Here is a 15,006-nt window from a genome sequence, read left to right on the forward strand (position 1 = left end):
TTTGGCCGTCATGGAGCCATCTGTGGCCGCCGTCGAGTCCAACCTTGTCGATCTCGCGGGGGTGTCCCTTGAAACGCTGCGCTCCATGGACAGTCGGATTCTCGCCGCTTCTCTCGAGGAGCTGCTTCAAAGGATCGATCAACCCATGGCCAGCGTCAATGGCTTCGGCGAGGCGCAGCGCTTCGACTGACGACCCCAGGGTCGCCGATGCGCGCTGAGCATTCCCTTCCCCGTCATTCCCTGCCGCACGACAGCCTGGCCGAACTGGCCCGCGGCGAGGGGGGACCGGCCGCCGTGGAGCACATCCTCGGAGCCGAACGAAGCCGCCGTCTGCTGCTGTTACGGATCCTCGACGACGCGACCCCCCTCGGCCCCGCCTGGGACCTCCTCAGCGAGGCACAGCGGCGCTCTCCCTCCGTCGTCGACGACGTGCTGATGTATCCGCAGACGGGCATGTGGCTCGCCGGAACACTGCGACGGCTGCGTGCCGCGACACCCTCCGACGAGCCGCCGCTGTGGGTGGATATCGGTCACGTCTCCGCGCTCGCCGCCGCGGCCGCGCTGCGCGCGGGACTGGACTTCACCATCGAGGTGCCGGTGCGGCACGGCCGGGTGCCGCTGCCGACCCTGGGCTGTGCGACGGTTCCGGCGACCGGGCCGTGGACGACGGCGACGGTACGGGCCGAGTCCGGCCGCGCAGCGGTGGAGACGGCCGACGCCACGGTCGCCGTACCGCTCCCGCCGGGCTCTTCGGGACCGGGATGGCACGCCGTGCGCCGGGTTACGGTCGGGCCGGCCGAGCGGGAGCTCGACGTGGTGCTGGACGATGTGGACCCGTACCGCACGTATCCGCAGCCCACCGAACCCCGCCCGCTGTCCGACGAGGCGGCGGCGCAGTGGCGGCGGGTACTGGAGCGGGCGTGGACCGTGCTGCTGCGGGAGCAGCCCGCGACGGCCGAGGCCATACGGCGGGGCGTGTTCTCCCTCAGTCCCACCCCGGCAAGGGAAAGGTTTCGGCCGCGCAGCGTGACGACGGGGGACGCGTTCGGCGGTATCGAGGTCTCGGAACCGGACGACGCCGTCCAGCTGGCCGTGACGCTCGTGCACGAGTTCCAGCACACCAAACTGGGCGGGCTGCTGCATCTGACACCGCTCGTGGCGCACGGGCCCGAGAGCGGGGCGGAGCGGTGGTACGCGCCCTGGCGGGACGACCCCAGGCCGATCCGGGGGCTGCTCCAGGGGATCTACGCGTTCGTGGGGATCACCCGCTTCTGGCACGACCACCGCGCGGGCGCCGGCGCGCAGGACGCCATGGCCCACTTCGAGTTCGCGCTGTGGCGGGCCCATGTGAGGGCCGCGACGGACCAGGTCCACGGCAATCCCCTCTTCACACCGCTCGGCTCGGCCCTGCTGGACACGCTCCGCGACCGTTGCGCGCGGTGGCTGGAGGAGCCGGTTCCCGAGGAGCCGTTCGCCCTGGCCCGGATGTGCGCCGCCGACCACGCCGCCCGCTGGCGGGCCCACCATCTGCGGCCGGCCGCACCGGCGGTGGAGGAGACCGTCCGCGCATGGCTGGACGGTGCGAGCGCTCCGCCCGCGTCCCTGGCCGCCGAACCCGATGTCGTACCCGACCCCTCCGCCCGCTGGCTGGACAGCCTCGCGATGCTCGTCCGCCACCGCCTCGGCGGTGACGACCCCGAGAAGGCGGCGTCCCACGTCACCGGCGCCCTGCCCGGCGACGCGCTGCTGGCGGCGGGCGACGCGACGGCCGCGGGGCACGCCTACCTGGCCCAGCTGGCGGCGGACCCCGACCGCGCGGGGGCCTGGGCAGGCCTGGGCCAAGCCCTGCAGTCAACAGGCACGCACCCCACGGCGGCCCACTTACTCGGCCACCACCCCGAACGCGCCCGCACAGTCCATACGGCCCTGTCCCGAGCGATGACCACACCTCCGCACCCGCTCGCCCTCGCCACGTGGCTGGGCTCGACGGAGCCGGAAGGGGCGTGACACGGAAGGCCGGGCCTTCCGCCATGGCGGAAGGCCCGGCCGCGGTGCGCGCCGGACGCCCCGTCCCCACAGCGCAACCACGCACCGCACCGCTGTGGGCAGTCGTTCCGCAAGGCGGAACGGGTGGGCACAGCCTGCAGCGCCGGGCACCGCTCGTGACCGGAGGCCGGCCCGGCATGAAAAAAACTCAGCTCCGGTGCGCTCAGCGCCGGTTCACAGCTGCAGTGGGTCGATGTCGCAGTTGGCCCGTACGCGGGAGCGTGTCTGCTGCGTTGCGGGGTGGGGCGTGGACTGGGACGCGCGCAGACGTGGTGCGTCCAGGACGCGTTCCATGCGTTCCACCGTGTCCGCGTGCAGTGCCTCGCCCTCCGTCTCCTCACCGAGGGCGATGAGGTCGAGGGCGAGATTGGCCGCGCACACCAGCGTCGTCGGGTGGTCCTCGCCCATGCTCGTCCGGCACAGCTCCAGCGCCGTCTCGCCCTGTTCGCGGGCCTCCGCGACCCGCCCGAGCGCGCTCAGGTCGCTCGCCAGGTTGATGGCACAGGACAGCACCGTCGGATGGTTCTCCCCGAGGCGTTCGGTCAGCGACCGGAACGCGGTCGCGTCCCGCTCCCTTGCCTCCTCCACCCGGCCCAGCAGCCGCAGCGTGACCGCCAGGTCGATGTCCGCCGCCAGGACGTGCGGATGGTCGGGCAGGAAGATCTTCCGGAACCGGTCGCACGCCTTCTCGCCACGATCACGCGCCGCTTCCAGCTCGCCGTTGTGCCGCAGCGCCACCGACAGGGCGAGCGCGGCCATCAGGGCCTCCGGGTGCGTGTCGCCGTAGCGGCGGGTGAACTGGCTGAACGCCTCGCGCGCCAGTTCCAGCGCGGTCTCGGGATCGCCCTCCTTGCGGCTGGCCTCGCTCAGCTGCCGGACGGCCTGCAGGGTGGAGGGGTTACCGGCGCCCAGGACCGCCTGATAGCCGTCGACGACGGCCTGTTGCAGGGATCGCGCGCCGACGTAGTCGCCGGTCTCGCGCACGTCGATGGAGATGCTCGCCTCGGTCATCAGCGACTGCGTGTGGTCGCGGCCGTACAGCCGTGCCTTCATCGCGTGCGTGTGCCGGTCGAGTTCCAGCGCACGCTGGAAGTTGCCGACCATGCGCAGGCTCACGCCGAGGTTGTGAGCGGTGACCAGCGTGGTGGGATCGTCCTCACCGAAGGCCCGGCGGGCCCGGTCGTAGGCCATCTCGTCGAGTTCCGCACCGGTGGCGAAGTCGCCCTCCACCCGTCGTACCGCGGCTTCGAGGTTGATCGTCTCCAGCGCGTCCTCGCGGGTGTCCTCGCGGCCCTCCGGCGCGGTACGGGCGTAGACGTCCTTGAGCTGGGCCACGAGCCGGGAGGCCTCGGCATGGCGGCCGACCTTCAGATAGAGGAAGCACAGCCACCAGCCCATCAGGCGCGTCTGCTGGTCCTCCTCGCCGAACAGCCGCTGCCAGGTCCCCCAGGCCTGCTCGGAGAACTCGACGGCGACCTTGTGGTCACCCCAGTACCACAGGTACCGGGCGACGTTCCGCACGAGCTCGCGCACCCACGGCTGGTCGGACTCGATCGCGTCCGAGGCGATGACATGGCCGTACAGCTCGGCGTAACGGGGCCAGTTGGCAGCCTGGTTGGGCCCCTTCGGGTCGGAGGCGGCCAGGAGGGTGTGGGCCCCATTGCGCATGCGGTTCTGTTCCTCGGGGGTCATGCGGTTGATCAGCACGGCCTGGACGAGGCGGTGCATCTCGATCGAGTTGGTCCGGTGGTCGATGCGAGCCAGCGAGTAGCGGTTGATCTCCCGTATGGCGCGGGCGAGGCGCATCGGGTCGTTGAGGGCACGGTCGAGCTCCGGGTCGATGCTGGAGCCACCGAGGCCGGAGAAGATGGAGCGGGAGATGGGGTCCGGCGCGAAGTAGGAGCACAGCTGGAGCAGACGCAGAGCGGTGAGACTGCGGGTCTCCAGGTGGTCGAGGGAGACGTTCCACGCGGCGGCGACCGGAAGCTGGTAGTCCGGCGGCGGCGAGACCTCGAGGAGTTCGTTGCGCTTGTGCTCGAACAGACGCAGGTACTCCGACGCCGGCATCCCGGTCTCCGCACGCCAGGCCGCGGCCTGTTCCAGCGCGAGCGGAAGGTCGCCGAGCGCGTCGGCGAGACGGTCCGCCTCGGCGTCGTCGAGGTCGTCCCCGGCGGGACCGGAGCGGCGCAGCAGCTCCTTGCTCTCCTCGCGGGTGAACACGTCGACCTCGAGCGAGTGACCCACCACGCTCCAGCGGCGGTTGCGGGAGGTGACGAGGATGGTGCCGCTGCCGCCGGTGGGGAAGTAGTCGCGGACGCGTTCCGGACTGTCGGCGTTGTCGAAGATCAGCAGCCATCGGGAGTACGGCCGTCCCTCGCGCAGCGCCTCACGCACCGCGGGTCCGGCGATGTTGGCCTCGGCGCTGGTGCCGAGACCGAGCCGCTGGGCGAGCTCCACCAGGGCCTGGCCGATCTGGCCGGGGCGCTCGGCGGGGATCCACCAGACGATGTCGTACTCGGCCTGGTGCCGGTAGGCGTACTCGATGGCCAGCTGGGTCTTGCCGACGCCGCCCATGCCGTGGATGGCCTCGGGCAGCACGGTGGTCGTGCCTTCCCTGAGGCGTTCGCTCAGTCGTTCCAGAAGGTCCACGCGGCCCGTGAAGTTCGGGTTCCGGGGCGGGATGTTGCCCCAGATGCGCGGCTGCGTCGAGCGCCCGCTCTCCACCGCGGGCTGCTGCTGCGTGGTGGCCATGGCACTGGCTCCTTCTGGAGTTGTCTCGGGCCCCCCGGGAACGTGTTCGACAGCCCGGCGGACTCGGGGGGCAGGGTCCCGGCGCCCGGTGCGGGTGCCCGCGCGCTTGCGCAGGCTGAGGGTGTGGCGGCGGTCGTACTCCGCGAGCGCCCGCGCGAGCCGCTCGGCGCGGGCCAGGAAGCGTCCCGACAGGGCGCGCAGCGCGGTCAGTTCGACCCGCAGGAACGCCACGTTGCGCCGGGTCACCGGCGGGACCGCGGTCGTCTCGGACAGCTCGTCGGCGGACGGCAGCACCGGCTCGGAGCCCTGCGCCCCCCTCGCCAGCACCGCCCGTACGTCGTGCAGCACACGTGCGGTGTCCCGGCGGCGGGACAGCGCCAATAACTCCTGGCGGATGTTCGGGCCGAAGGCGAAGACCACCTCGGCCGCGCGCTCCGCTTCCCCGCCGGCGGGCCGTACCAGGCCGCTCATCAGCAGCTCGGTGAGATGGGCGGGCCCGGCACCCGGCACGGAAGCGGTCAGCGCGCTCATCACGGGCAGCGTCAGCGGGGCCGCCGCCAGACGGGTGGCCAGCGCGAATGCGGTGGGCGAGGCGGCGGCCCGGAACTCCGAGACCCGCTCCCACGGCGGCACGGCACTGGCGGGGTCGGGCACGTCGTCGATCCACGGCACGGCGCGCGCCGCGTCCGCCCGCAGCTTCCAGTCACGGGCCCGGACCCCGGATGTCTCCACCCAGTCGTCGTGGCGCCCGGCCACCATGCCGACCCAGGCGGTGAGGGAACGCTCGGCCGGCTCCAGGACGGGCACGGGCACCACACCGGCCCGCGCGGCCGCGTCGTCCTCGACCGGTTCGAGGGGGGAGGTGCGCAGACGCCATGTCAGGGAGGTGTTCGGCGCCCAGGGTTCGCCGGCACGCAGCCGCATCCGGTGCGGGTCCAGGCCGGTGCGGTACCACAGGCGCTGCGGCAGCATGTGCAGCACCGCCAGCGGCTCGGCCCGGCCGAGCTCACGCAGCAGCGGCAGCACCGCGTCCGAACGCCAGCCCGCGGCCAGACCGTCGGTCAGCACCAGCACCACCCGGTGCCCGGTCTCGACGGGCGGCAGCTGCTCCAGCCGGATGCGGGCCGGCTCGGTGTCGTCCGAACTCAGCAGCCGTACCCGGGAGACCGGGCCCAGCCGTTCCTGGCGGGCGAGGTCGTCGGCCAGACGGTCGACGGTCTCGTCCCACACACGCATGGTCACGTGGTCGTCCACGACGAGCAGGACCGCGGGCAGGTCCGCGGAGTCGGGAAGCACCAGTCCGTTCAGGGCGTGCGGCACCGCTTCGATCGACGTGTCGTCAGGTGCCGTTGCCGGTGCTGTTCGTGGGCCGTCGTCACACTGCATATGCGCTCTCAGAGCGTCCGGTAGTGCCCGAGGACGGAGGGAGTGCCGAGGAGGAGTCCCGCAGTCCGCGGGCATGCGTGACATCCACGTGCCAAGCCTGGCAGTGGTCTGCGTGCGGTGCAAGACGGCAGGCCACGGGGGACGAAGGGAGGGCAAGGACAGTCGAACGGCGGGTGGTACGCGCCCCCCTGGCGTGATGTCGAGCAAGCCTGACGGCCCGAGGGCCTGTCTCGCCACCAGCGTGGCACTCCGGAAAGCCGGTTGCAAGACCGCCCCCTGACGGCCGGCGTGCGGCGGTAACGGGCCCGTCCCGGGGCGCGCCTCCTGCTGCGGGGCCATGGCGGCCTACACCGGTCCCGGCGGGCTCGGCTTGTGCTCCGGATCGTCGAACAGGATGGCCATATGGCGGCCCACATGCTGCTCCCAGCCGTCGGGGCCGAGGGCCAGTGCCTCCTTGCGCCACTTCCCGACCCGTTCGGCCAGACTGCCCAGCCCCCGGTCCTGGAGGATCTCGCCGATGGCGTCCCGGAACATCGGGTCGGCGCAGTCGCTGCGGTGCCAGATCATCGCGGGCACCCCGGCCCGCAGCCCGGCGAGGATCTCACGGCGGCCGATGCCCGAGTCGTCGCCGGGGGGCTGACTGAGCACCAGGCACACCGCGTGCCGGTCCTCTTTCAACTCACGTTCCAGATGGAAGAAGTACGACCCGTCCTGCGCCGGACGGCTCCAGTGGGAGTGGCTGTCCGCGGGGCGCTCCCGCAACTGGCGCCACTTGGTGTGCCAGGGCCGGTGCCAGGCGGCCCGCTGTAAGCGCTCGAGGCTGCGCACCACCACCGGATAGTCCAGGGCCAGCGGGGTCGGAGCCTCGGAGTCGGACTCCTTAGGCCACCACTCGACGGGCTCGTTGAGCAGCTCCCACGGCAGGACGAACTCAAGGATCACCGGCTGCCGCAGATCGGCCCACCGCTCCTCGGCCTCCTCGATCAGCTGCTCCACCGCGCCCGGCAGGTCGTCGCGGTGCAGATGCTCGGTCTCGCCGCGCACGGGGTGCCAGCCCTCGGAGTCGGACTGGCGCCAGTGCGAGAGGTAGTAGCGGTCGGTCTCGATCCGGTCCGGATCGAACTGGATCATCAGATAGGCGGGGACGAGCGACGGCGCGGGCTGCGGAAACTCCGAGTGCTGCCAGTCCGCCAGCGGGCTCTCCAGGTGCAGGCCGACGGCCTGGTGGCGGTTGAAGCGGCGCAGCTGCTCGGCGGCGTCCGCCCGGCCGTCCTCCACCAGCCGGTCGGCGGACAGGGCGAGGAACGCCATGCTGGGCGGGAGATCACCGGCGGGGGTGTTCTGGCCCGCCAGATGGAGGAAGACCTGCCAAGCCGTCTGGCACCAGGGGGGCAGTTCCTGCACCCGGGACCGGCTCGCCCGACGGGCCATGGACGACAGGTCCGGATGCCGCATGGAGAGCAGTACGGGCCGCAGGTCCCGCAGATCGGCTCCGGCGAAGAAGTCGGCGGCCTCCCACTCGTCCACGAGCGGCCACATCTCACCCACGGTCGCGGACTGCTGCTCCACGTACTCCAGCGACCGCACCAGGCAGGCCAGGCCGTCGCCGACCGCGATGCACTGCTTGACCACCTGCAGCAGCCAGGGCCGCAGCCGCTCTCCCCCGAAGGGTTCCACGGGCAGGCCCAGCTCGTCGGCGAGCATCTGCCGCCACAGCTCCCGGCTGCTCGGATGGTTCACGGTCGCCGAGCCCTGAAGCGCGTCCACGATGGAGACGACCAGCTCGTTGCGGACCCGTTCCGGACTACGCGCTCTCAACCCCGTTACCTCCAGACACCGGCGCGGTTCCCTGATGGTGCCGACCAGCGTACGGCCGAGGGGCGGGGCGTGGCAGAGGAACGTCACCCTCTGCTGTCGCGGCCCCCATCGGTTCTTGCCACCTCGGCCTCGGCCGCAGGGGGAGGTGACCCAGGTCACACAAAAGAGCCCCCTGTCGGATTCGAACCGACGACCTTCGCTTTACAAGAGCGGCGCTCTGACCAGCTGAGCTAAGGAGGCCTGCACGTGGTGTGCCCGTGCAGTGTACCCACGTCACAGGGGCCCCCGGTCGAAAATTTCGGCGAAGTTCACAGGGCGGGGGGTGCTGACAGACAAGGTGAACGCCAGGTACCGTCCTGAGCCAGTTCACTCTCGTGGACTACACCACGCCGGGTCCGCCCGACGTGGCCCACCACCTTCCACAACGGATCGTCCGGCACGTTCCTGCCGGTAGAAGGGGTCCATTCACCATGGCCACTGTCTCGTTCGACAAGGCGACCCGGATTTACCCGGGTTCCACCAAGCCCGCCGTTGACGCTCTCGACATCGAGATCGAGGACGGGGAATTCCTCGTCCTGGTCGGTCCGTCCGGCTGCGGCAAGTCCACCTCGCTCCGGATGCTCGCGGGGCTCGAGGACGTGAACGCCGGCGCCATCCGCATCGGCGACCGCGACGTCACCCACCTGCCGCCCAAGGACCGGGACATCGCCATGGTGTTCCAGAACTACGCGCTCTACCCGCACATGACGGTCGCCGACAACATGGGCTTCGCGCTCAAGATCGCCGGCGTCAACAAGGCGGAGATCCGGCAGAAGGTCGAGGAGGCCGCGAAGATCCTCGACCTCACCGAGTACCTCGACCGCAAGCCGAAGGCCCTCTCCGGCGGTCAGCGCCAGCGTGTCGCCATGGGCCGCGCCATCGTGCGTGAGCCGCAGGTGTTCCTCATGGACGAGCCGCTGTCCAACCTGGACGCCAAGCTCCGTGTGTCCACGCGTACGCAGATCGCCTCGCTCCAGCGCCGCCTCGGCATCACCACCGTCTACGTCACCCACGACCAGGTCGAGGCCATGACGATGGGCGACCGTGTGGCCGTGCTGAAGGACGGTCTGCTGCAGCAGATCGACACCCCGCGGAACATGTACGACAAGCCCGCGAACCTCTTCGTGGCCGGTTTCATCGGCTCGCCCGCCATGAACCTCGTCGAGGTCCCGATCACCGACGGCGGCGTGAAGTTCGGCAACAGCGTGGTGCCGGTCAACCGCGAGGCCCTCAAGGCCGCCGCCGACCGGGGTGACCGCACCGTCACCGTCGGCGTCCGCCCCGAGCACTTCGACGTGGTCGAGCTGGGCGGCACCGCCGCCTCGTCCCTCTCCAAGGACACCGAGGATGCCCCGGCCGGTCTCGCGGTCTCCGTGAACGTCGTCGAGGAGCTCGGCGCCGACGGCTATGTCTACGGCAGCGCGCGGGTCGGCGACGACCTCAAGGACCTGGTCGTCCGCGTCAGCGGCCGCTCGGTCCCGGAGAAGGGCGCCACGCTGCACGTCGTACCGCGGCCGGGCGAGACCCACGTGTTCTCGACGTCCACGGGCGAGCGGCTGTCCGACTGACGGCGACGGTCGCCGGCTGACGCCGGCTGACACGAATTGGGCCCCGCAGGCTGCTGCGGGGCCCTTCTCGTTGTCGGCCGGTATCGACCGTTGTCGACAAATACCCCGGCAGACCGGGCATTTCGAGCGGCGTGCGTCAACCCTTTACCCAAAACATGGCACCGCTACATCCCCCGAACCGGTGACTAAATGTCGCCAAATCATTACCCCGCGCTACCCTCACACGCGTGAAGCACTCCACTAACCAGCAGACGCGACGCGGCCGGGGCCCCGCCCGCCGGATCGGCCGCTCGCTCGCCCTTGTCCTGCCCGTCGTCCTGGTGCTTTCCGGGACCCTCGCGGTCACGCGGGTCAACTGGTCCGGCAACCCCTCGGACTCGATCCTCACGGCCTCGGACGTCTCGGCCGCCGAAGTCTCCTCCCGTACGGCCTCCCGTGCCCCGGAGGACGTCCTGCGCGACCGCCTCCTGACCGAACTCCAGGAGAAGGACCCGGGCGTCGCCCTGACCCACCTCCAGCGGGCCGTCAACGGCCGCCCCTCGATGGCCGAGCACTGCGTCTCCATCGCCCGTGCCCTCGGCCGCGCCGCGGTCCAGGTGTACGGCCCTTCCCGCGCCCAGTCCTACGCCCGCCCCGTCTGCGACACGTCCTTCGCCGCGGGCGTCGCGGCAACGCGCAGCTGACCGCCCGTTCCCGCGCGCGGCACGGTAACGGCTGGTTAAGGGACGGTTGCCGATCACCACCCCGAGCGGGGCGCCACGTACAGTTCGGTCATGACCGATCCGAACGCCGCGTCCCGCCCCGTTCAAGCCGTTGTCCTGGCCGGTGGCCAGGGCTCCCGGCTGCGTCCCTACACCGACGACCGGCCCAAGCCGATGGTCGAGATCCCCGGCACGGGGACGCCGATCATCGGCCACCAGCTCGCCTGGCTCGCCGAGGAAGGTGTGACGGACGTCGTGGTCAGCTGCGGCCACCTCGCCGACGTCCTGCAGAAGTGGCTGGACTCCGCCGACCTGCCGCTCAGCGTCCGGACCGTCGTCGAGACGGAGCCGCTGGGCCGCGGCGGCGGCCTCAAGTACGCCGCCGCCCACCTCCCGCACCCGGACCGGCCCTGGTACGCCACCAACGGCGACATCTGGACGCGCTTCTCGCTGCGCGACATGGCCGACTTCCACACCGAGCGCGACGCCGTCGCGACCCTCGCGCTGGCGCGGCCGCGCATTCCCTGGGGGGCGGTGAAGACGGACGGGTTCGGTCACATCACGGACTTCATCGAGGCGCCGCCGACGACGTACGAGGTCAACGCGGGTGTGTATGTCTTCTCGCCTGAGTTTGCGGGGCTGCTTCCCGAGCGGGGAGATCATGAGCGGACGACGTTTCCGCATCTCGCGCGGGAGCGGAGGCTGGCCGGTTTCCCTATTCCGCAGGGCGCCTATTGGCGGGCCATCGACACGGCCAAGGACCTCACGGAGGCGGCGAAGGAATTGGCGGCGTTGGGCCGCTGACCGTTCGGGCGGGTTCTGTCGTCCTCACCGCACGGGCTGTGGGGGCGGGGCGCGCAGTTCCCCGCGCCCCTTCAGGGCGCCACCCTCACGCAAGCCGAAGGGTCCCGCACCCTGTGGTGCGGGACCCTTCCTTTGGGTGTTCCTTTGGGTGTTCCTTTGGGTGCCTAGCCCAACAAGCCACCCACCAGGCCCGGCTCGCCCGAGGACGAGCCTCCGGTGCCGGAGGCGCCGCCCGTGGCCGTGCCGCCGGAGGTCGGGCCCGAGCTGGTGCTCGGGGCCTGGCCGACCGGGGAGGACTGCTGGGGCGGTACCTGGCCCACCGTGCCCTGGGTCTGGCTGGGCGAGCCGCCGGTGACGGCACCGGCGCCGCCGGTGACGGCCGGGGTGGTCGCGTCCGCCGACGGGGTGGCCCCACCCGACGCGGCGCCCTCGGTGGGCGAGCCGGAGGCCGACGGGGTCTTCTTGTGCCGCTTGCCGGACTTCTCGGGCAGGGGCGAGCCCGGCAGTTCGTTGCGCGGGGCCTCGCCGGGGCCGGGGACGACCACGCGGTCGGCGTCGCGGACGGCGCCGCCGAGCAGCGAGCCGATGAGCAGGGTGAGTCCGATGGTGACCGCGGTGACCAGGGCACCGCGGCGCAGCACGTAGCGGCGCAGGTCCCAGAGGTCGGCGCGGGGTCCGAGGCGGCGCCAGGCACTGCCCGCCAGGCGGCCGTCGACGGAGTAGACGGGGGCGCCGGCGATGATCAGCGGGGACCAGGCGGCGAGGCAGATGATGTCGGGGGCGTCGTAGACCGGGGCGGTCTTCCAGCTGACGGTGACGATGAGCGCCGCCGAGAGCATCGCGCCGAACGCCGCGGCGACCCGCTGCCAGCAGCCCAGGATCGTGAGCACGCCCACGATGACCTGGAGGAAGGCGATGACGAGGCCGGAGCCGACAGGGTGCTGGAGGGCGAACTGGCGCAGTGGCTCGGCCACTTCCCAGGGGTGCAGGGTGTTGAGCCACTTGACCATGGACCCGCGTTCGCCGCCGTCGAAGTAGACGGGGTCGCAGAGTTTGCCCATACCGGCGTAGATGGAGATGAAGCCGAGGAAGACGCGCAGCGGAAGCAGGACGACCCCGAGGTTCAGGCGCCGGCTCGGGTAGTAGGCGTGCCGGGCGGCCGGGTCGTCGGCGTGGCGTCTGCCGGGCCGGTCCTCGGCCGCCGTTCCGGGCGACTCCTCGTGACCCTCCTGGTCGGTGTGATCCGCGTAGTACGTGTAGTCGGAGCCGGCGTGGCCCTCGTATCCCTCGTAGCCGCTGTAGGCCGGGTAGCCCGAGGAGTCCGCGAACCGCTCGTCCCCGTAGGCGGGTTCGTCGTAGGCGCTGCCCACGGTGCGCATGTGCGGCAGGAGGCGGGTGCCGCTCGGGTCGTGGGTGCGCTGGGCGCCGACGGCGGGGTTCTCGGCGGTCCGGTCCGGGTCGCCGTACCCCTGGCCGTGGTATCCGCCGCCGACGTCGACACGGGGGATGACCTGCGTGGCTCCGTCGGGGGTGGGGTCCTCGCCCCAGCGGACGCTGCCGCCCCGCGCCGCCTGGAGCAGCCGGTGGGCGCCGGTGTCGTCGGGGGCGGACCTGCCGCTCCACACGAGGGGCCGGCGGCGGGCGCCGGCGGGCGCCCCCGCTCTGCCCGCCGCGGCGCCCACGACGGGGATACGGGCGGTGCCGTCGGCGCCGCTCAAGTGCCGTGCGATCCGCAGGGATTGGGTGCGCCGCGTCGACGCGCCCAACTGCACGCGGAAGCTCGCGTGATTGACGATGATCTGCGCCGGATCGCTCGGCACCTTCACCATGCTCAGCGCGGGAGCGTCGTCGAATCCCGACGAGCGGTCCCCCGTGGGTGTGCGGGGTGTTCTGGTGTCCACACTCATCTAACCGAGTGATGTGTGGTTAGGACACTGCCTTGACCGGCCGGAAGTGTCCGGACCGCGTCAAGCTTGCCCTGTACGCCGGGATTGACCCGCACAGGTGACGCGGCGGATGTCTGTTCAGGCGCGTCGGCGCGCCGCCTCGTACAGCACGATCCCCGTCGCCACACCGGCGTTGAGGGACTCGGCACCGCCCGGCATCGGAATCCGCACCCGGACGTCGCAGGTCTCGCCCACCAGCCGGGACAGCCCCTTGCCCTCGCTGCCGACGACGATGACGACGGGCCCGTCCAGGGCCTCCAGCTCGCCGAGTTCGGCCTCGCCGTCGGCGGCGAGGCCGACGACCACGATGCCCGCCTTCTTGTACGCCTCCAGGGCGCGCGTCAGGTTGGTGGCACGGGCGACGGGCGTACGGGCGGCGGTGCCGGCGGAGGTCTTCCAGGCGCCGGCGGTCATGCCGGCCGCGCGCCGCTCGGGCACGACGACGCCGTGGCCGCCGAAGGCGGAGACGGAGCGGACGACGGCGCCGAGGTTGCGCGGGTCGGTCACCCCGTCGAGGGCGACGATCAGCGGGTCCTGGCCCTCGTCGTAGGCGGCGTCGGCGAGGTCCTCGGGGTGCGCGTACTCGTACGGCGGAACCTGCAGGACCAGGCCCTGGTGGTTGAGGCCGTTCGTCATGCGGTCGAGCTCGGGGCGCGGGGCCTCCATGAGGTTGATGCCCCCGCGCTCGGCGGCGAGTTGGAGGGCCTCGCGGACGCGCTCGTCGTTGTCGATGAACTGCTGGACGTACAGCGTGGAGGCGGGCACGCCCTCGCGCAGCGCCTCGACGACGGGGTTGCGCCCGACGACGAGCTCGGAGGTCGACTTGCCGCCGCGGCCCCGGGGCGCGGGGCGACGCGCGGTCTGCTTCGCCTTGGCGGTGGCGATGCGGTTCTTCTTGTGCCCCTTGCGCATCTCGGCGGGCGGCGTCGGGCCCTTGCCCTCGAGGCCCTTGCGCCGCTGGCCGCCACTGCCGACCTGCGCGCCCTTCTTGCCGGACATGCGGCGGTTGTTAGCGGCCATGACCTACCTGTCTGTGAGAAGCGTGCTGACGCTTGGAGGAGTACGTACGTCTATGAAGTGTGCCGCCCGGAGGCCCGGACGGCACAATCGATCACCTGAAGCGGGACGGCCTCAGCGCGGGCCGAGGCTCCAGCGCGGTCCCTGCGGCCCGTCCTCGATGACGAGTCCCGACTGGTTGAGCTGGTCGCGGATGGCGTCCGCGGTGGCCCAGTCCTTGCGGGCGCGGGCGGCCTCGCGCTGCTCGAGGACGAGTCCTACGAGGCTGTCGACGACGCCGTGCAGATCCTCGCCGCAGCTCTCCTCGTCGGCCCACTGCGGGTCGAGCGGGTCGAGACCGAGGACGCCGAGCATGGCGCGCACCTCGGCGAGGCAGGCCACCGCGGCTTCCTTGTCGTCAGCCGCGAGGGCGCTGTTGCCCTGCCGGACCGTGGTGTGGACGACGGCGAGGGCCTGCGGGACGCCCAGGTCGTCGTCCATGGCCTCGGCGAAGGTGGGCGGGACCTCGGCGGACGGCTCGACGACGCCCGCCTTCTCCACCACGCGCTGCATGAAGCCCTCGATGCGCGCGAACGCCGACTCGGCCTCGCGCAGGGCCTCCTCGCTGTACTCGATGGTCGAGCGGTAGTGCGGGGTGCCGAGGTAGTAGCGCAGGACGATCGGACGCCACTGCTTGACCATCTCGCTCACCAGGACCGAGTTGCCGAGCGACTTGGACATCTTCTCGCCGCTCATGGTGACCCAGGCGTTGTGCACCCAGTACCGCGCGAAGTCGTCGCCGAAGGCCTTGGCCTGGGCGATCTCGTTCTCGTGGTGCGGGAAGACCAGGTCCAGTCCGCCGCCGTGGATGTCGAAGGCGGAACCCAGGTACCGGTGCGCCATCGCCGAGCACTCCAGGTGCCAGCCCGGACGGCCGCGGCCCCACGGCGT

At 71.7% G+C, this 15,006-nt stretch carries 10 protein-coding genes and 1 tRNA gene; 5 read left to right on the plus strand and 6 right to left on the minus strand.

Going from position 1 to position 15,006, the window contains the following annotated elements; genetic code table 11:
- Positions 1–22 precede the first annotated feature (22 nt).
- Positions 23–190 (plus strand): hypothetical protein, encoded by a 168-nt coding sequence (locus tag F7R91_RS41995; RefSeq protein ID WP_161068704.1) that lies wholly within the window; start codon positions 23–25, stop codon positions 188–190.
- Between the two features lie 17 nt (positions 191–207).
- A complete protein-coding gene (locus F7R91_RS13600) occupies positions 208–2,007 on the plus strand; it encodes an HEXXH motif domain-containing protein (RefSeq protein ID WP_150948015.1) in 1,800 nt (599 codons plus the stop codon).
- A 213-nt stretch (positions 2,008–2,220) separates the two neighbouring features.
- Here F7R91_RS13600 and fxsT read toward each other — a convergent pair whose 3' ends face one another.
- The 3 genes from fxsT to F7R91_RS13615 form a co-directional block, all read right to left on the minus strand.
- Positions 2,221–6,117, minus strand: a complete 3,897-nt coding sequence (gene fxsT, locus F7R91_RS13605; protein ID WP_191971470.1) for an FxSxx-COOH system tetratricopeptide repeat protein — start codon at positions 6,115–6,117, stop codon at positions 2,221–2,223.
- A gap of 411 nt (positions 6,118–6,528) precedes the next feature.
- Entirely contained in the window at positions 6,529–8,001 is a 1,473-nt protein-coding gene (locus tag F7R91_RS13610) for a VMAP-C domain-containing protein (RefSeq protein ID WP_150948018.1), read from the minus strand.
- 166 nt (positions 8,002–8,167) lie between these two features.
- A tRNA-Thr gene (locus tag F7R91_RS13615) sits at positions 8,168–8,241 on the minus strand.
- 230 nt (positions 8,242–8,471) lie between these two features.
- Between F7R91_RS13615 and F7R91_RS13620 the strand changes: the two genes are divergently transcribed.
- From F7R91_RS13620 to F7R91_RS13630, 3 genes are all read left to right on the plus strand, one after another.
- Positions 8,472–9,608 carry an ABC transporter ATP-binding protein gene (locus F7R91_RS13620; RefSeq protein WP_150948020.1) on the plus strand — a complete coding sequence of 379 codons (1,137 nt, stop codon included), beginning with the start codon at positions 8,472–8,474 and terminating at the stop codon, positions 9,606–9,608.
- A gap of 227 nt (positions 9,609–9,835) precedes the next feature.
- Positions 9,836–10,291 carry a hypothetical protein gene (locus F7R91_RS13625; protein WP_150948023.1) on the plus strand — a complete coding sequence of 152 codons (456 nt, stop codon included), beginning with the start codon at positions 9,836–9,838 and terminating at the stop codon, positions 10,289–10,291.
- Between the two features lie 90 nt (positions 10,292–10,381).
- Positions 10,382–11,113, plus strand: a complete 732-nt coding sequence (locus F7R91_RS13630; RefSeq protein ID WP_150948025.1) for a nucleotidyltransferase family protein — start codon at positions 10,382–10,384, stop codon at positions 11,111–11,113.
- Between the two features lie 164 nt (positions 11,114–11,277).
- Here F7R91_RS13630 and F7R91_RS13635 read toward each other — a convergent pair whose 3' ends face one another.
- The 3 genes from F7R91_RS13635 to F7R91_RS13645 all read right to left on the minus strand — a co-directional run.
- Positions 11,278–13,020, minus strand: a complete 1,743-nt coding sequence (locus F7R91_RS13635; protein ID WP_191971471.1) for a DoxX family protein — start codon at positions 13,018–13,020, stop codon at positions 11,278–11,280.
- A gap of 117 nt (positions 13,021–13,137) precedes the next feature.
- Positions 13,138–14,079: a 23S rRNA (guanosine(2251)-2'-O)-methyltransferase RlmB gene (gene rlmB, locus F7R91_RS13640; protein WP_150948027.1), complete on the minus strand. Its 942-nt coding sequence runs from the start codon at positions 14,077–14,079 to the stop codon at positions 13,138–13,140.
- 111 nt (positions 14,080–14,190) lie between these two features.
- Positions 14,191–15,006, minus strand: an 816-nt coding sequence (locus F7R91_RS13645; protein ID WP_150948029.1) for a DALR domain-containing protein, incomplete at its 5' end; no start/stop codon positions are given.

Source organism: Streptomyces luteolifulvus, assembly GCF_008806595.1.
Lineage (GTDB): Bacteria > Actinomycetota > Actinomycetes > Streptomycetales > Streptomycetaceae > Streptomyces > Streptomyces luteolifulvus.

Bases quoted from the DNA above. Each gene is read 5' to 3' on its own strand.
- F7R91_RS13600 (WP_150948015.1), top strand. From the start codon at position 208: ATGCGCGCTGAGCATTCCCTTCCCCGTCATTCCCTGCCGCACGACAGC.
- F7R91_RS13620 (WP_150948020.1), top strand. From the start codon at position 8,472: ATGGCCACTGTCTCGTTCGACAAGGCGACCCGGATTTACCCGGGTTCC.
- F7R91_RS13630 (WP_150948025.1), top strand. From the start codon at position 10,382: ATGACCGATCCGAACGCCGCGTCCCGCCCCGTTCAAGCCGTTGTCCTG.
- F7R91_RS13635 (WP_191971471.1), bottom strand. From the start codon at position 13,020: ATGAGTGTGGACACCAGAACACCCCGCACACCCACGGGGGACCGCTCG.
- rlmB (WP_150948027.1), bottom strand. From the start codon at position 14,079: ATGGCCGCTAACAACCGCCGCATGTCCGGCAAGAAGGGCGCGCAGGTC.